Origin of the sequence: Nocardia wallacei (assembly GCF_029868745.1) — a bacterium.
GTDB classification, from domain to species: domain Bacteria; phylum Actinomycetota; class Actinomycetes; order Mycobacteriales; family Mycobacteriaceae; genus Nocardia; species Nocardia wallacei_B.
This window is the reverse complement of sequence record NZ_JARWOP010000207.1, coordinates 1-16,928: the sequence shown is the minus strand read 5'-3', so window position 1 is coordinate 16,928 and position 16,928 is coordinate 1. Positions and strand designations below refer to the sequence as shown.

The window sequence follows — 16,928 nt, the reverse complement described above, 5'->3', positions numbered from 1 at the left end:
GGAGCATCGACAACGCCGAGCGCGGATTCACCGGACTGCGAGGCGCGGCCGAACGCGCTGCCGGACAGGTGGACCGCAGCTTCTCCAGCACCGGCGCCAGCATCGAGCGCGGCGGCCTCGGAGCGCGCAACGCTGCCCGCGACGTCGAACGGTTCGGCGAATCGGCACAAGGCGCGGCCCGCGACGTCGACCGGATCCAGCGCTCGGCCGAGCAGGCGTCCAGCGCCACTCGGCGCATCGACCTCCCCGCCGGCCTGTCCCGTGCGGCTGATCGCGCATCGGAGGCGATCGGCAAGATCGGCTCTCGCGCGACCGAGATGTCCTCCACGGGAACACAAATGGGCGACTCTTTTGTCTCCGGCTTCGCTGGCAAGCTCGAGGGGCTGGGCGGCAAGGGCGGACCGATCGCCATGTCGCTGGTCGGTGTCGCCGCGGTCGGTCTGGCTGCGGGCTCGGTGCTCGCGAAGGCCATCTCCGACGGAATGCAGATGGAGAAGGACGCCGCGCTGGTCCAGGCGCGGCTCGGTGTCTCCGACGAGCAGATGAAGGTCATCGGCACGGCGGCTGGCGATGCCTTCGCCAACGGCTGGGGCGAATCGGTCAATTCGAATATGGACGCGGTCTCGGCTGCGATTCAGGCCGGGCTGCTCAACGGCACCGAGACCGCCGGTCAGATGCAGCCTGTCATCGAGAAGCTGAACGTCGTCTCGCAGCTCATGGGCGAAGACCTGCCCGCGGTTGCCCGGTCTGCGGGCCAGGCCGTGAAGAACGGCATCGCGAAGGACGCGGCTGGCGCGTTCGACCTGCTGGTGAAGGCGCAGCAGAACAGCCTGAACAACTCCGATGACCTGCTCGACTCGTTCGACGAATACTCGACGCAGTTGCGGGCACTGGGCCTGCAAGGTGCCGAAGGCTGGGCTCTCGTCGCGCAGGGCGTAAAGGCTGGTGCGCGAGACACCGACGTCGTGATCGACGCGCTGAAGGAATTCAAACTGCGCGTCACCGACGGCACAGCTGAAGGCGCGGACGGATTCGACAAGCTCGGCGTCAAGGCCGAGGAAGCGCGGAAAGCGATGTCCTCCGGCGGCCAGGCGGCCCGCGACATGATGGCGACGCTGCTCCGCGGACTCCAGAACATCAAGGACCCCCAGGACCGCTACAACGCCGCACTGGCCCTGTTCGGGACCAAGTTCGAGGACATCCAAGACGCCGCGTACGCCCTGAATCTCGACACGGCCACTCAGGAATTCGGCAACGTAGCCGGTGCTGCGGACCAGGCCGCGAACACCATCGGCGACACCACGGCGCACAAGTTCGAGGCAGCCCGGAACTCGATCACTCAGGCGATGGACGGCGTCAAGTTCTCCATCGCTGAGGCATTCGGTCCGACCTTGCAGAAGGCCGCGGACTGGGTGTCAGCCCACCAGCCTGAGATCATCTCGTTCTTCACCCATCTGGCGGACGCAGGTTTCGCTTGCCTCGATGGGCTGATCGCGTTCGCGTCGGGCTCGCTGCGTGCCTTCGCGACCTTCCAAGAGGGCATCGGCGACAGCATCGGCAAGGCGCTGGCGGCAATTGGTGGGTTCACCGAGAAGGTCGGCGGCATCATCAAGCACATTCCCGGCCTGGAGGACACCGGCAAGGCGATCGAGGGCGCGGGCAAGGCCACCGAATGGTACGGCGGCCAAATGGATTCCGCTGCCGACAAGGCGCGGCAGATGGCCGACCTGCTCGACGGCGCGCGGCCCAAGATCGACGCGATCCGCGACTCGGTCCGCACTGCGGGCGAGCAGTCCGCCAACGCTGCGGAGATGGCCCGCTTGTTCGGCGCCGACGTCAACGCTGTCCCCGACGGCAAGGCGGTGCGCGTTGAGGCCCTGACCGACGAGGCCAAGCAGCGGCTCGAAGAGTTCGGTTTCAAGGTGGAGACCCTGCCTGACGGCACCTCTCGCGTGACGGCCGAAACCAAAGAGGCGCAAAAGACGCTCGATGACTTCGTCACGGCGAACACCGGCAAGCCGATCCCACTGGATCTGCAAGTCGATTGGCAGCGTGTGCAGGCGGGCATCGACAACGCGCAGCTGCGTGCGAACGCACCGGCCTACTCGCCAGAGTCCGGGTACGTGCACTACGCCGACGGCACCGAGAACCACCGCGCTCAGATCGCACCGGCGGGTGACATGCGGGTGTGGGCCGAACCGGAAACCGGTGGTGAAGCGTATATCCCGCTGGCTCAGGCCAAGCGGTCGCGATCGACCGCGATCCTCGCCGACGTCGCGGCTCGCTTCGGATACGACCTGCTCCAGTTCTCCAAGGGCGGCCTTCACACCGACGACCTCGCCGTCCAGGCGCGCGGTATCGAGGGTGCGAAGTACGTCTGGGGCGGCTGGTCGGACTCCTGGGACACCGACTGCTCCGGCGCGGCGTCCCGTATTGCCAACCTCGCGGTTTACGGCAACGCGATGACCGGTGGGCGGTTCGCCACCGACAACGAGGGCGAGGCGCTGGCGGCCCGCGGATTTCAGGACGGCCCCGGCCCGGACGGATCGCTGCGCATCGGCTGGATCAACGATCCGAACATGCCCGGCGGCGGCCACACCGCGGTCACACTGCCCGACGGCACACATGTGGAGATGGGCGGCGCGGGAGGAAACGGTCAGTACGGCGGCCGAGCCGCTGGTGCACAGGACTTCCCGAACGTCATGCACCTGCTCATGGATCCGCCGAGCGTGGGCGCAGGCTCCGAGAAGAACGGCGGCGCCGACGGCAAATCCGCAGGGACGGCCAGTACCTCGTCCGCCGGATCCTCCAGCGGCTCGGTGCAAGACGTCCGCGTTGTCAATTGGCCGGCCTCGCTCGGCGGGCAGTCGAGCACGGACGACCGCAAGCCGATCGCGACGCTCAACGCGCGATGGTTTGCCGACGGCAGCGAGGACCACACCGCCCAGATCGCCTCAGCTGGCGACCTACGGGTCTGGGGTGAACCGGAGACCGGCGGCGAGGCGTACATCCCGCTCTCGGTCGCCAAGCGCGCCCGGTCCACTGCCATCCTCGCCTCGGTCGCGCACCGTTTCGGTCTTCAGCTCACCCCGTACGCGATGGGCGGATTCGGCGGACTGGGCCAAGACGGCGACGGCGGAGTACACACCGGCTCCTGGGAGATCGTGACCCGCGGCGACCAAGGCGGGGTGCCACTGTCCACACCGAAACAGGATGTGCCACTTGCTGTTTGGGCCTCAGCCGCATACCGCGCAGCGGCGTTCGGTGCCGGGCTCGCGCTGACCGGCGCGTCCGGCTGGGACGCGGATGGCAAGTTCCGGGGCTTCGACACCGGCAACACCTCGATTCCCGGTCTGGACAAGCAGCTGGAAGCGCTGGGGGAAAAGCTCACCGTCCTCATCGACGCGGTCAAGGACGGCAAGCCGGTGCAAGTCGACGTCGACGTGGACTCCGGCCGCCGCACAGCGGAACTCAACATCCGACAGCTGGGGGTCTGACCCCGCAGACGGGAATCTCCAATGCCTGTTCGCTTCGAACTGCGCGGCGTCGAGTATCCCGGACAACCACGGTCGATATGGCAGTTCGGCGAACCCGACTGCCCGCTGCGCCTCGCCGAGGCCCCGAAAGGGGTCGGCGGTGCGCCGATCGTCCATGTCCGGCAAGCCAACGCCCGCCAAGCTGGCGCCACCTGGCGCGGCAGCAACCGCGACATCAACCTGATCACCCTCACCGTGCGCCTCGGCCCGGTCGAACCAGGTGAGGTCGCGCTCGACCTGTGGAACACGTGGCGCGACAGCCTCGGCGACGGCCAAGCACTGGCCGAGTTCCACGTCATCTCTCCCGGCGGCGGTGACCGATTCCAGTACGTGCGCCGGGAGAACCAGATCCCGGATCCGTCGTTCGATCTGCTCAATGACGTTGGCTGGTGCACCGAGACCGCGGTGCTCGGCTCCGACGAGTCCTGGTGGAACGGCGCGACGGTCAATCCGCCAACCTACACCCCGGACACCTTCGCAGGGCGGACCATCCACAACGACGGCGATGTCGCTGCGTGGGTGTTCTACAAGCTCACCGGTCCCGGCCGGTACTCGATCGGCGTCGACGGCGAGACCCAGACCTTGCCGACGATCCCCGCCGGTGAGACCTGGACGGTCGAGACCAATCCGGAGTACCCGCATATCCACAACGGCGCTGGTCTCGACGTCTGGGAGCAGGCGGGCAACGTCGGTTGGTACAAGAGCGTGCCTGCCAAGTCCACTGTCGCCCTGAATATTTCGGGCACCGCGACCAGTGAGGCCAGCCGCATCGAAGTGTGGATGCCGCAGAAGTACGAGCGGGCTGCCGCATGAACCCGAATGCGGCATGGAAGCCGAATACCAAGAGCCCGCCCGCGTTCAACATCACCGTCTTCAACCAGAATTACACCAGGTCGCGGCCCCTCGGCCCGTACATCAAGGCGCGGTTCGGTTGGTTCTGGACGGTGCCAGGTACGGGCACGATCCAGGTCCGAGCAGACCATCCTCTCGCCGGGCGCCTGATGGCGTGCAAGCGCGACGTCGTCCCGATCCGCACCTACTACAACGGTGTGCCGTGGGACGGGCGAGTCATCTCCGCGACGATGGAAGGCAAGCCTGGCGAGGAAATCGTCACGGCCACTTGCGTTTCCAACCTGTACTGGCTGCTCACGATCCTGGCGTGGGTGCAACCGCTGCTGCCGCCCGAGGTGCAGATCGCCCTGACCGGCAAGCAGGACATCATGTTCGGCCCGACCGACTTCGTGCTGAAGTACTTCCTCGCGAAGAACACGATCCGGTTGCAGAAGCCGGTCTACGCCAAGCTGCCGCTCCAGTACGACATTCCGGAGCTGCCGCAGCTCGACAGCATCGACACCCTTGATGACCTGCTCGAGATCATCGAGGCATACACAGCGGATATCGTCGTGCTGTCCGCGCGGTTCACGCAGCTCGACGAGCTGTTCAAGAGCGCTCTCGACTCGTCGGACCGCGGTGTGGCCTGCAACCTGTGGATTCCCGAGGACGGCCCGTCGCCGCAGGTGTTCAATACCGACAGCCTCGCGCGACTCCAGAATGTGCTCGACCTGTCCGGTGACAACTTCCTGTGGTTCTCCAACCCCGACAACGTTCTCGGCCTTCAGGATCCGGATCAGTGGGGGAAGATGCAGCGCGCCGGATACGTGTTCGACACGCTGAAGAAGCGGGACCGGCGCTGGATGCAATGGCGCACTGACGCCGGAAATATCGAGCACTACAGCCGCGGTGTCAGCCACCCGACCGCGCACAGTGTGATCGTCGGCGGCAAGGCGCCCGAGTTCATCAACATGGCGGTCGAGTGGGCTGCGAACCTTGCACTTCAGGCGCTGCTGAACCTTGCCGTGCCTGGCGCTGGACTCGGTTCGATCCTGGTCGGTGACCTGTTCGACGACATCTTCTTCGCCTACCAGAAGTTCGACGACCCGCAGTTGAAGTCGGATCTCGGCGAGCACGCCTGGGGCGAAGCGTTCGTTGACAACACCGGCGCGTACTCGCTGGACGCGTTCGCGGTGGGGCTGACCGGCCTCAAGCAGCACGGCGGCGGCGAGTCGCTGAAGCTGGAGGTCAAGGCGGGCGGCGTCGACGGCCGCGGATTCTCCTTTGGTGAAGACGATGGGTCAGGCCGGCGGTTCAAGGTCGGCGACATCATGACGTTCTGGGACCGCGGAACGATCGTCGAGAACTACGTCTCCGGCGTCGAGGTCGAGGACTCTCGCGACGAGAAGTGCACGGAGTACGTGACCATCGGCGACGACGACGAGCTGAAAGACGCCTGGGAAGTCCTCATCGACCGCATGAAGGGCGTGGCAGCGCTGACCCGCGCCATCGCCAACGGAACTGGCTAATCGGTAAGCGGCCACTCCGATGTGAGACCGGTTCCCGCTACCCAGTCCACAGGTCGAGCGCCGTACCACCGTTCCACAAGTTCGATTCCCTTCAGGGTCAGAGATGCATACCGGGCTCGGAGCTGCGCGGCTTGCTCGATCAGCTCCTTGGAAGGCCGAGGCCGATCGCGCCATCCAGACGGGAGGAACCAACCGTCCTGGCGAAGCTCTATGACTCCATCACGTCGGAGATCAGCCACCATCCACACCATCCCGTCCGAGACCATCGGACGTGGAATGCCCGGGACCCATTCAGCCAGTGATCGAAGCAGTCTGAGTTCAAGGTCTCCGTAACGGCTGGTCAGGACTCCCAGGTTCGCCTTGTACTGCTTCATCGACTGAATATCAATGTCACCCTTCGTTTTTCGTGCGTGGCACGTCGGACATAGGGCGATCAGATTGTCGAAGTCGTGTCGACGCACCTTCGCCCAATCCACGATGTGATCCACCTCCACCGGGTGTTGCCGACAGGTAGGTATCGCGCACCTGTGACCTGCTTCGACCAGCACGGCGCGTCGAAGCTCGGCAGGAATATGGGGGCGGTCGGTCGGCACGGCCTGATGCTAATGGCTTGCACCGACGACCTGGAGCCGTCGTGTGGTGAATCGGCGCGACTCGACATCAACCGCAAGAGGTGCAACCCATGTCACATATCTATCGTCCGATGCGTGCCGGAGATTACACCCTGACCTCCGGTTTCGCGCCCCGATGGGGCAGCTTCCACTACGGGCAGGATTTCGGCTCGACGCCAGGCAAGCCGATCTATGCCGCGGCCGACGGCGGGGTCGTATTGGCCGGTCCTGCAAGCGGATTCGGCTGCTGGATTGTCATCGACCACCAGGCTGAGCACGACGTCGACACCGTCTACGGACACATGTTCCCGCAAGACATCCTGGTGTCGATCGGCCAGACCTTGCGCGCTGGGGACCTGATCGCACGCGTCGGCTACAACGGCGGAGTCGTGCCGAACGGCCCGGCGGGTGCGCACCTGCACTTCGAAACCTGGTCCGCGCCCGGCCGTCTCGGCGGATCCGCTTTCGACCCGATGCCGTGGCTCGACGAGCACGGCGCCCTCGAGCCCGGCGGCCCGCCGCCCGCACCGGCCGAACCGGAGTTCCTGCATCTGCTCGACTACTCCGGTCGCGCCGCGGTGCTGGCCGGTTTCGAGCAGTTGCTTCCGTTCCCACCATCAGGAGCCGCCTCGTGACCATCTACCCAATCGAACCGCCCGGACCGAAGCTCATCGTCGACTCCGGCAACGTGCTCCGCGAGGACTCGGTAGCTCGATCCAAGTTCGCTGGCCGGATGTTCTACGTCGAGAAGAAGAACCGGCACGACTGGCCCGACTGGATCAGCCGGTCCGAGGCCGACAACTACCGGCGGCTCGGCCTCGATATCGCCCTGAATTACGAGGACCTGGCGGCAAATTGGTGCACCGGCGGATACGCCATCGGCCGCGACCGCGGTGACTGGGTGGCCGACCGGCTCGACGAGGTCGGGCTGGCAGACATCCCCGTCGTCTACTGCTCGGTCGACTTCCGGCCGAGCAACGACTGGGAGCTGAATCAGGCAATGGAGTGCCTGCGCGGCTTCCAGGAGTCACGGCTCGGGCGGCGTGGCCGCGGCGTCTACGGCTTCGACACCGTGGTCGAGGAGGCCCACAACCGCGACCTCGCCGACTACTTCTGGCTGTGCGGCGACGGCGTCGTGCTGTTCGACGGCGACTGGCGAAACGGCGTGCGCTCCAGCCGGTTCCAGTACGTCAACCTCTGGCAGCAGAACAACTTCTTCGACTACTCGGTCGACGGCGTCCAGGCCGATCTCAACTACGTACTGACCGACGACTTCGGTCAACTGCGCACAGGAAAGGAGGAGCCTTTCGTGGCTCTCAACCAGGAAGACCAGAACAAGATCCTCGCTGGTGCCTCCCAGCTCACCCCCTGGGAGCCGACGCCGGACCGCCCCGGCCTGCGGCAGCCGCTCAACGCCATCTACAACGTGCGCGACGCCGCACGCGGCGGATGGGCGTGGCTGATGCTCGCCGACATCTGGAACGAGGTGGTCTGGGACGGGTACCCCGACCCGATCGACGAGCTGGACGGCATGACGCCCGGCAAGGTGCAGCGGCGCGGCCTGGTCGGCTACGTGCTGGAGATCTACAAGCAGAGCGTTCTGAACGGGCGCAAGCTCGACCAGCTGCTCGCCCGCAACAACTGAGGAGGCCGTCATGGGCCAGCATTCCCTTCCCCTCTCCGCGTCCGTTCCCTCGCAGACGGTCTACCCGTGGCGGGCAGTCTTGCGGACCGTGTTCCAGGTGGCGCTCGCTCTGGTCACCCTGATTCCCGTCGTGGTGGTCACCGGCGGCATCCCCGCCACAGGTGCCGTAGCGGTCGTTCTGGCCGCGTGCGCGGGCATCACCCGCCTCATGGCGCTGCCCGCGGTCAACGACCTGCTCGCGCGGTTCGCGCCCTGGCTGCTCGCCGAACCGGCCTGAGCCTCAACTGATCCCGGCCGCCGAAGGCCGCCCCTGATTGTTCAGAGGCGGCCTTCGTCGTGCTGCCCGAAAGAGGAGAACCGGTGAGCGCCATCGCCCCCTACCTCAAAGAAATCATCGGCCTCGTGGGCGTGCTGGCCGGTGCACTCGGCGTCTGGCACGCCGCCCGGACCAAGACAGAAGCCGAGACCCGCAATGCCTCGGCCGACGACGACATCGAGCGTGAGCGGCTCGCCGACGAACGGCTGAAGACGCTCCTCGACTCCCAGCGCGCCGACTTCGAGTCCATCGTTCAGCCGCTACGCGACGACGTAGACGCCCTGCGCAACGAAGTCCGCGACCTGCACAACGTGATCGACGCGCTGCGTGCTCGCTACCGGGTCGCCCTCGATTACGTCCGCCAACTGCTCGCCTGGGCACGGAGCCGGCCTGACGCCGACAGCATCCCTCAGGTCCCACTGACCATCGCTGACGAGGTGTAGACGATGCGCCGACTCGTCCCACCACCACACGTAGACCCCGCGTCCGTTCCGTTCGGCTTGATCATCAAGGCGATCCTCGGCGGTTTCGACAACGTCCTCTCCGCGATCACCTCGACGGTGAACGACGACTTCGTGCGACAGCTGCCTACGATCACCGACCACAGCCACAGCATCAACACGCTGACGGAGCGCTTCAATCAGCTTGTCCTGCAAGGCGAATCAGTCGTCTACACCAGCAACGGTCTTCACTATCCCGGCCCCAACATCGTTGCGATCGAGTTCATTCTCATCGCTGCGGGCGCTGGTGGTGGGTCCGGTCGCTGGGATGTCCTCACCGACAAGCGCTGCGGCGGCGGCGGTGGCGGCGGTGCAGGTGAAACCCACTTCGTCGTCCCGTCGGCGATGCTGGACAAGGAACCGGACGGCAGGTACTCGCCGATTCCCATCGTGATCGGCGCACACGGCGACGGCGGACCATCGTCCGGCCTGGCCGGATCTGGAGGCGGCAACACCTACATCGGATCCGGTACGAACGCGATGCTCGCTGGGGGAGGTGTTGGCGGACAGTCCACATTCACCACTTCCGGATCGCCCGGCGGCCCCGGCGGCGTCGGCATGATCCCCGGCGGAGACGGCGGCCGAGGCGCAGTCGGACAGCCAGTCACCTCGACCGCCGGTGCCAACTCAGTCTCGCCCTACAGCCTCAACGGCGGCGGTGGAGGCGGTGGAGGCGGCGGCAACGACATCTGGCCCGGATCCCAAGGCGGCGCGGGCGGTATCTCGCGGGGCGGTATACCCGACGCCGACGGCTCCGCCCCGAGTTCCTGGGCGGCCACGGGTGCGGGTGGCGGCGGTGGCTCCGTGGACGACGCCGGGCAGGCCGGCACCGGCGCATTTCCTGGTGGTGGCGGAGGAGGAGGGGGTGGAGGCGTCACCGCCTCGACTCCAGGCAAGCCTGGCGGCAACGGCATCGCATTCGTCATCGAGCACATGACATGACCACCGTCACCGCACTGCACGTCTACACAACGTCAGGGCTATGGGTCCGGCCACCCGGTGTGCTGGCGATCGACCTTCTGGTTCGCGGTGGCGGCGGCTCCGGAAACGCCACGGTTGGGGGAGGCGGCGGCGCTGCGGTTCTGCGCACACGTCTCCGCGGCTCAGAACTGCCCGAATCAGTACCCGCCATCGTCGGCGCCGGAGGCCACAACGGCAGCGACGGAGAGGATTCCCAGTTCGGTGATCTCCTCACCGCACCCGGCGGGCGCGGCGGCAATAGCGGCGGTTTCGGCGGCCTAGTCGCTGGAATGCGCGGCGGAGCCGGAGGCGCCGCTGGCCAACATGGGGAGACCGCCACCTCCGGCGTAGTGCGGCTACTCGCCGCTGGTGGGGGAGGCGCCGGGGCGGAATCGGTAGGTGGCGGCTCAGGCCGCGTCCCGGCCAACACCAGCCTCCCGTGGCTGTGGCAGTGGCTTCAATCCGGAGGCGGCGGCAACAGCGGCGCTGTCGGCGGATTCCCCTGCGGCGGTGGAGGTGCTGGTGCTGCGGGGGCAGCGGGCTGCATTTCTGTTCTCGAATACATCACTGAGGAGTGACATGGCTTCCGCAACCCTGCACAGGGCGGACGTCGGCGGTTTCGCTGGCCCGGCGCGCTGCTATCAGCTCGACCCTCCAATGAAATTCGCCGGGCAGGAGTACCGGTACGTCACGATCTGGGTCCAGAAGGAATATGCGCATCAGGGCGCGGAGGTGTGCATTGTGCCTGCCACCGAATCCGGAGCCTGTGCGCTGCCATCGGTGCGGAAACTTGGCGGCAGCATCACGCTGCACGACACCCCGGACACCGCGGATTACGTCAACGGCGTCCACTTTCTCGCCCTTCAAGCACTCGGCGGCTATAGCTTCGAGGTCGCGCGATGACCGTACTTTTCGACCAGTTCGACGATATCGCTGATGACCCTGTGAACGGCTCCGTCGAGATCTGGCGCCCCGAGGTCAGCCCGGATGCGGACGGTCCGGGCGCTACGACGACGAACCGCATCGTCATCCAGGTCGTCGACGGCGAGATGACAAGCCCAGACCTGGATCCCGGACCGGCCAAGGTGATGCTGCGATTCGGCATCTGGCGCCCGCCGAAGAACATCGTCATCCCCGACGAGCCCACACCGGTGCGGCTGACCCCGCTCTTCAGCCAGTACGAGCCCCAGCCTCCCGGCGTCGTCTCCGAAGCATGGCAGGCGGCCAACGCAGCCGAGACGGCTGCCAGCACAGCGGCGGCGAAGGCCGCCGAGGCTGCCCAATCAGCCGCTGACGCAGCGGAATCCGCTGCCGACGCAGCAGCGGGCGGTGTCCCTGCGACGCGCAGCGTCAGCGGCGCCGGGGGCCTGACCGGCGGCGGCGACCTGTCGCAGAACCGCGTCATCTCGATCGCGCCCAACGGCGTCACCAACGACCATGTCGCGGATGGCGGACTCTCGCAGTCCAAGCTGTCGGCGACCGGTGCGATCACCGACGCACTGAACGCGCGGGAACGCGCGGCGAACAAGGGGAACGCGAACGGGTACGCAGCGCTGGACGAGAGCGGCAAAGTGCCGGCCTCTCAGCTGCCGAGCTACGTGGATGATGTTCTCGAATTCGCCAGCACGGGAGCGTTTCCGGGCACTGGAGAGACCGGGAAGATCTACATCGCCCTGGACTCGAACAAGGTGTACCGGTGGGGCGGCTCATCCTTCACGGAGATATCGCCGAGTCCGGGCAGCACCGACGCTGTGCCGGAAGGTTCGACGAATCGGTACTACACCGATGCTCGAGCCCAGGCCGCCAACGCCTCAGCGATCGCAGCAAAGGCGGACGACTCGGCGGTCGTGCATCTGGTTGGCACAGAGACGATCTCGGGGGCGAAGACCTTCGCCAGCTCGCCGACCGTTCCGGCGCCGACAGCGAACGGGCACGCCGTGCGCAAGCAGGATGTCGACGCGAAGGTCGGCAGCGACGGCACGGTGATCACGTTGGTGAAGATGACGCAGGCGCAGTACGACGCGCTCGGGTCCGGCCGTCCGTCGACCACTTGGTACGGGATCGTGGGGTGACCTGTGCCCCAACGCATTGGTGACGCGACCCTTTCCAAGGTGTACGCGGGTGACGCGGCGCTGTCGCGGATCTACGCGGGCGACGCGTTGATCTGGCAGGCCGGCGCCGCGTACCGCGATGACCTCAACCGAGCCGACTCGGCCTCGCTGGGTGGCGATTGGCGGACCGACCGGAACGCCTCGCCCAAGATCGCCACCAGCCGAGCCCAGATGAAGACGATGGGCAACGGCGACGGCCGCGCCGGGAACTGGGCCAGCTATCAGGGCGGGTCGAACAGCGGCCGACTCCAGACCGACAACTACGGCGTGCGTGCGCAGCTGATCGCACCGGTGGGGAACCTCGCCACCGACAACTGCACCGGCCTCGTGTTGTCGGTCGCGGACACCTTCGGCGCAGCGACCATGTGCTACCTGGTCGTCACGACGGGAACGGGCTGCGCGATCGTCACGCAGAGCGGTCTACCGCCGACGTCCGGCGTATCCACCGGCAGCACCGGGCAAACGCAGCGTGCGTCGACGCCGACGAACATCGCGACCACTGACCAGATCGAGTTCCGGCGCGTGGGCAACCTGTTCACCGCGTACCGCAACGGCACCTCGTTCCTCACATGGCCGGACACCGGCAACGTCGTGCCTTCCGGCGCGACGAATCGCCGGTGGGGTCTGATCGTTGAGGGCAACTATCCGTTGTTCGGCGCGGAGTACCGGTCGCCAGCGATCGACTGGATCGAGGGATACGACTTGTGAGGTTTGGAGGCTGTGGCGTACCACGATTAGTGTGCGCCACTTCCATCCGTACCATCAAGCAGTTCGCGAACACGTTCAATTACGGCATTTAGCCTATCCAATTCGTTCGAAATAGAGTCCAGGTTCAGGTCAATCCTACTGTGGACAATCTGGTTTCGCAGTCGACGTAAATTGTGAATCTCAGACAAGAGAATAGGATCGACGCGACGGTTTGTCTCAAGCATCATCAGAGCTTTAATGGGGCTTTTTGATCCTGGCGCGAGACGATCGAGATACTGCTCTAGCCTGGACCAGGCGAGTACAAACTCACCGATTTTTCCGAGCATCGCGTCTTTGTCGCCAGCCTTATAGGGCGCAAAAACTTCTATCAGTGTTTCAATGCGATTAGGATCTTCGCGCAGTATCGCGTCAATGACTTGTTCTGCAAGCGCTCTCTGTTCCACTCGTTCGTGGACATGGGCGAGATATATCTTCAGCTCCCCTGGAGTCGTGATGCCAAGACGTTTCGCAAATCTGTGAAGTACGTCAACCTGGCCAAGCTCCGTTTCGCTGACAGTATCTATTCCGATCTCTCGGGCGTGGTTGAGGAGATAGCCTGCGAGTTCGAAGTGGGATGCAAATGGGCGCGTGCTCTCTTCGACTCGCTTCTGGCCCGCCTGCTGCAACTGCTCCAGAGCAATTTCTCCAGCATGAACCAACCCATTCAGTTGGTCCAACAACTTGACCTCTTCCGCGGATAGGTCCCCCTGCAATGGTTTGTAGGCCAGATCGTGTTCGACCTCTGACCAGCCATGCATGAGAACTGAAGCGACTTGCACCTCCACCTGCGCTGAACTGTATCTTGTATCTGCGGCAGATAGATCCTCGTCCTTTATCCGAAGTAGATAGTGCAGCGCGGAGTATCCGGAGAATCGATTTTTGTTACGGCTCGAGCCGCCTTCGCTCGACTCATCAATTTTGCCTATTTGAGGGAACTCTCTCCGCTCTCCGATCAAATTGAAGAGTCTGGATATAATGCGGTCTACTTCATCTCGCTGACCCGGAAAATAAAGGGCGACGCGGACCCCGGCTAGGTCGCGTATGTCTGCTCGTATCGCTTCAGTCGACGGATATTCCCTCTTCTTATTTCGCTTGATGCACTTGTCTCGGAGTCGGTCGACACTCTTCGCCCTGCTTGTCACGATACATTTGATGCCAGCGGAATGGAGCGCTTCATCAAGTCGTCCCTCTACGAATTTAGCGACCCGCGTATAGTAGTCAAATTCGCGAACATACTGGATAATAAACTCATCTATGATATCCATGGCAATCCGCCCACCCGCTCTGTCATCCCAGGCGTCCCTCTCCCTCGTTGGGGGCGCCATCCCCCGTTACTCCGGGCTATCGACTGTGCATCCAGCCCCGTTACCGCAGCTGCGCCATGACCTTTCGCCACCGGCGCACCGTGGCCTCGGAGACGCCGACCTGGTCGGCAATGGCGTAGTTCGACGAGGTCGTCTCGCGGATCAGCTTTTCGGCCAGTTCGCGCGGGTCTGTGTGCGAGGGTTCCGGGACTGGCTCGGCGCCCGGCCCAGCGATGGCGACCGGCTCGGTCGTCGTCGGCTCTGTCTGTTTCGGAGCGAACCCTTCGACGTACTCTTCCGGCGCCTGCTCGACCCAGTTCGCGTCAGGTAGGTCATGCGCTGTGATGTCCGGAAAAGTCAGCGGCGCGGCGTGACGCGCGAGATGGACGGTCAGGTGCGTCACCGCCACGAGTGCCACCGGCGGCACGACGGCAAGGAAGGCCGCGACCTCCACCGGAATCGGCCCCTCCGGGTACACGGCGTGAAGGACGTTGCCTGCGACCGACACTGACGCACCGGCGACGAGCAGGACCCACGCGTAGACGGATCCGCGAAGCGCGACGACTGCGACCGTCGCGACGATGATCAGGCCGTCGACGATCAGCGGCCACGCGACGGGCACTGCGACGTGAGCGCGGCGCGCGATATCGGTCAGCGCGTAGAACGACAACGCGAACGACAGCACGTTGATCACGATCGTTCCAGCTGCGGCAATCCGGGCAGGGATCGACACTGGATGGTTCCTTTCGGGTGAGCCGGTGGCGGCCGGCCTATTGGTTGGCGATTGGCGAGCCGGGTCTGGCTGCCTGCCACGCCTTCACTTCGCTGCTGTCCCATACGGGCGTCGAGCCGATCTTGTCGACCGGTTTCGGCGCCGGGTTCTCCCTCGTCGGCCGCTTCACGTACCCGTGCCAGGTGCGGAGTTTGACGCCGATGTAGTCCGCGCACTGCTGCGCGGTCCACAACTTCTCGCGGTCGATCACGTCAGGGTCCTTCCGCTCGTTGGTCGTACATACGCCAACTGTACGGAGTCGAGCCGTGCGCATCACGCCGCCACCTCCAGCGCTCGGGGCGCGGTCGCCAGAGCGCCGGGGTTGAGCACGTTCTGCGCGCGGGTCGCGGCCACGTACGCCAGCATCAGTTCGTCCTTGAGCCGCTTCTGGCTGCGTCGCAGTGCTTCCTCCGGCGTCTGGCCATCGTTGGAGCGGCGTACTCGCCACTCGTGCACGTGCTTCGGGACCTCGTTGCCGTCGGCATCGAATCGCAGCCGACCTCCCGCGGCGATCCACGCCTCGGCCTGGGCGACGCCGTCGGCCGCCTGCTCGACGTATTCGGCGATATCGGTCTCCAGGTGCACGCTGCTCCACTCCCGGCCCTTCGACTTGTGCGCGGTCGACACAACCAGGTCGGCCTGCCGCTCGGTGACCACACCGGCCAGAGCGGTGCGGACCTCGGCGGTCGAGTAGCGGTCGATCAGGGTGACGAGCACCTTCCAGTCCGCGGAGTCGGTCGAGTCGTTGGCGTGCTGCACGACCTGGTCCCAGTCCTTGAATGCGGCGAGGTCGGCGAGGCGCGGCTTCTTCCAGCGCGGCCGGTTCGGGTCCATCAGCAGTTCGGCGTCATCGCAGAACTGGACGGCGTACCGGTTCTCGCTCATCAGGTGCACCTTGCGCCCGGCAGCCTGGGCGGCCATCACGCACTCGATGGCCGTCGCGTTGCTGCGAGTCAGGGTGACGCGCAGGCCTGTCGCGCTGTAGTCGACGATGCTGGCGCGGCCGGGGTTTCCGGTCAGTCGCAGATCGTCACCGAGGCGGTCGAGCAGCACGTTGGCGGCGTCGGCGATCGTCTCGCCGAATCGCCACGACTGGGTGAGGCGGCCCTCGGTGGAGTCGGTGGCCTGGGTCATGTAGTCGGTGGCGCCGGTGAAGCCGTAGATGGCCTGCGCCTGGTCGCCGACGGCGACGAGTTGCAGGTGGGTCTGATCGTCGATGATTCCCGCGAGGACCGGGCTGGTGTCCTGTGCCTCGTCGAGGAAGACCACGCCGCCCTCGGGGCCGATCTTGGGCCGCTCCAGAGCCCACAGTTTCAGGTAGTGCCCGTGGCCGAACGCGACCGCCTCACCGCGCGGATCCTGGAGGTCGGCCCAGATCGCCTGGGCGACAGGAAAAACGAACTCGACGAGCTGGCCGTGAACGTCGCGGTGGTCGAGGCCGGGGATCTTGCCGACGTGCCGCGGTGTCAGCTCCGGTACAGCGGACTTGCAGAACCGGTCGACCGCTGCGAGGGCGTGGCGCGTGACCTCGTACGCGGTGAGCGCGCCACCGTCGCCGACGCTGGTCGTCCAGCGGTCGACGCGCAACCGCTTGGCGGTCTCGCCGATCGGGATCCGCGCGCCGGTGCGCATCCGGTCCAACAGCGGTGCGTGCCGCGTGTTGGAGATGTTGCGCCACGCCAGCGAATGCGCGGTTGACGCCGAGATCGCCTGGGGGAACTTCGATTTGGCTTCCTCAGCGATGGCCTTGTTGAACGCGAGGTACAGGCCGGCGCGCCGCTGTTCGTGGACGATCTCGGCGAGCTGGGTGAGGGTGGTGGTCTTGCCGGTACCTGCCCCGGCGCGGACGCGGATCGGCCCGCCGGTGCGGAACAGGTCGTGGATGTGCAGCTGTTCGGGGGTGGGCGCGAACGCGCTCATGATCTGGTTCCTCTCGGGTGCGGGGTGGCGGCCCCGTGGTGGGTTGGGGGGGGCGGGTGGGCCCGGGCCGCCGGGGGGGGGGGGGTAAGGGTGTGGGGGGGGGGGGGGGGCGGGGGGGGGAGGACGGCGCTCGACCTGCGCCTCCA

General features: G+C 65.7%; 16 protein-coding genes. 11 read left to right on the top strand and 5 right to left on the bottom strand.

What is annotated here, in order from left to right; translation table 11 throughout:
• The first annotated feature begins 68 nt into the window (after positions 1-68).
• Genes QH470_RS17130 through QH470_RS17120 form a run of 3 tightly spaced genes read left to right on the top strand, consistent with a single transcriptional unit; the run spans position 69 to position 5,896 of the window.
• On the top strand, positions 69-3,497 hold the full coding sequence (locus QH470_RS17130; protein ID WP_280273371.1) for a phage tail tape measure protein: 3,429 nt from the start codon (positions 69-71) through the stop codon (positions 3,495-3,497).
• Between the two features lie 21 nt (positions 3,498-3,518).
• The gene (locus QH470_RS17125) at positions 3,519-4,349 is read left to right on the top strand and encodes a hypothetical protein (RefSeq protein ID WP_280273370.1); all 831 of its coding nucleotides are present in this window, start codon (positions 3,519-3,521) and stop codon (positions 4,347-4,349) included.
• On the top strand, positions 4,346-5,896 hold the full coding sequence (locus tag QH470_RS17120) for a Gp37-like protein (protein WP_280273369.1): 1,551 nt from the start codon (positions 4,346-4,348) through the stop codon (positions 5,894-5,896). Before QH470_RS17125 ends, QH470_RS17120 begins: the two co-directional genes overlap by 4 nt.
• Here QH470_RS17120 and QH470_RS38240 read toward each other — a convergent pair.
• The gene (locus tag QH470_RS38240) at positions 5,893-6,444 is read right to left on the bottom strand and encodes an HNH endonuclease signature motif containing protein (RefSeq protein ID WP_425302693.1); all 552 of its coding nucleotides are present in this window, start codon (positions 6,442-6,444) and stop codon (positions 5,893-5,895) included. The two genes, QH470_RS17120 and QH470_RS38240, sit on opposite strands and share 4 nt — an antisense overlap.
• Positions 6,445-6,578: 134 nt before the next feature.
• On the opposite strand from QH470_RS38240, the gene QH470_RS17115 reads away from it, so the two are divergent.
• From QH470_RS17115 to QH470_RS17080, 8 genes are all read left to right on the top strand, one after another.
• Complete coding sequence (locus QH470_RS17115) at positions 6,579-7,142, top strand: M23 family metallopeptidase (RefSeq protein WP_280273368.1); 564 nt, start codon at positions 6,579-6,581, stop codon at positions 7,140-7,142.
• On the top strand, positions 7,139-8,152 hold the full coding sequence (locus QH470_RS17110) for a glycoside hydrolase domain-containing protein (RefSeq protein ID WP_280273367.1): 1,014 nt from the start codon (positions 7,139-7,141) through the stop codon (positions 8,150-8,152). Before QH470_RS17115 ends, QH470_RS17110 begins: the two co-directional genes overlap by 4 nt.
• 10 nt (positions 8,153-8,162) lie before the next feature.
• Entirely contained in the window at positions 8,163-8,429 is a 267-nt protein-coding gene (locus tag QH470_RS17105; RefSeq protein ID WP_280273366.1) for a hypothetical protein, read from the top strand.
• Between the two features lie 83 nt (positions 8,430-8,512).
• Positions 8,513-8,911: a hypothetical protein gene (locus QH470_RS17100; RefSeq protein WP_280273365.1), complete on the top strand. Its 399-nt coding sequence runs from the start codon at positions 8,513-8,515 to the stop codon at positions 8,909-8,911.
• A 57-nt stretch (positions 8,912-8,968) separates the two neighbouring features.
• Positions 8,969-9,910, top strand: coding sequence for a glycine-rich domain-containing protein (locus QH470_RS17095; protein WP_280273364.1), 942 nt, complete (start codon positions 8,969-8,971; stop codon positions 9,908-9,910).
• Between the two features lie 417 nt (positions 9,911-10,327).
• Positions 10,328-10,831, top strand: a complete 504-nt coding sequence (locus QH470_RS17090; protein ID WP_280273363.1) for a hypothetical protein — start codon at positions 10,328-10,330, stop codon at positions 10,829-10,831.
• A gap of 41 nt (positions 10,832-10,872) precedes the next feature.
• Positions 10,873-12,000, top strand: coding sequence for a phage upper tail fiber protein (locus QH470_RS17085; protein WP_280273362.1), 1,128 nt, complete (start codon positions 10,873-10,875; stop codon positions 11,998-12,000).
• Positions 12,001-12,003: 3 nt separating this feature from the next.
• On the top strand, positions 12,004-12,747 hold the full coding sequence (locus QH470_RS17080) for a hypothetical protein (RefSeq protein ID WP_280273361.1): 744 nt from the start codon (positions 12,004-12,006) through the stop codon (positions 12,745-12,747).
• 26 nt (positions 12,748-12,773) lie between these two features.
• Here the strand turns inward: QH470_RS17080 and QH470_RS17075 are convergent, their stop codons facing one another.
• The 4 genes from QH470_RS17075 to QH470_RS17060 form a co-directional block, all read right to left on the bottom strand.
• Positions 12,774-14,051, bottom strand: a complete 1,278-nt coding sequence (locus QH470_RS17075; RefSeq protein ID WP_280273360.1) for a GTP pyrophosphokinase — start codon at positions 14,049-14,051, stop codon at positions 12,774-12,776.
• 100 nt (positions 14,052-14,151) lie between these two features.
• Positions 14,152-14,823 (bottom strand): DUF2637 domain-containing protein, encoded by a 672-nt coding sequence (locus QH470_RS17070; RefSeq protein ID WP_280273359.1) that lies wholly within the window; start codon positions 14,821-14,823, stop codon positions 14,152-14,154.
• A 37-nt stretch (positions 14,824-14,860) separates the two neighbouring features.
• Positions 14,861-15,073 carry a helix-turn-helix transcriptional regulator gene (locus QH470_RS17065; RefSeq protein WP_280273358.1) on the bottom strand — a complete coding sequence of 71 codons (213 nt, stop codon included), beginning with the start codon at positions 15,071-15,073 and terminating at the stop codon, positions 14,861-14,863.
• A gap of 62 nt (positions 15,074-15,135) precedes the next feature.
• The gene (locus QH470_RS17060; protein ID WP_280273357.1) at positions 15,136-16,782 is read right to left on the bottom strand and encodes a UvrD-helicase domain-containing protein; all 1,647 of its coding nucleotides are present in this window, start codon (positions 16,780-16,782) and stop codon (positions 15,136-15,138) included.
• Positions 16,783-16,928: the final 146 nt, after the last annotated feature.

What these genes read in the sequence shown, in the direction of transcription:
- QH470_RS17060 (WP_280273357.1), bottom strand. Translation starts at nt 16,782, where the DNA reads ATGAGCGCGTTCGCGCCCACCCCCGAACAGCTGCACATCCACGACCTG.
- QH470_RS17105 (WP_280273366.1), top strand. Translation starts at nt 8,163, where the DNA reads ATGGGCCAGCATTCCCTTCCCCTCTCCGCGTCCGTTCCCTCGCAGACG.
- QH470_RS17125 (WP_280273370.1), top strand. Translation starts at nt 3,519, where the DNA reads ATGCCTGTTCGCTTCGAACTGCGCGGCGTCGAGTATCCCGGACAACCA.
- QH470_RS17120 (WP_280273369.1), top strand. Translation starts at nt 4,346, where the DNA reads ATGAACCCGAATGCGGCATGGAAGCCGAATACCAAGAGCCCGCCCGCG.
- QH470_RS17115 (WP_280273368.1), top strand. Translation starts at nt 6,579, where the DNA reads ATGTCACATATCTATCGTCCGATGCGTGCCGGAGATTACACCCTGACC.
- QH470_RS17075 (WP_280273360.1), bottom strand. Translation starts at nt 14,051, where the DNA reads ATGGATATCATAGATGAGTTTATTATCCAGTATGTTCGCGAATTTGAC.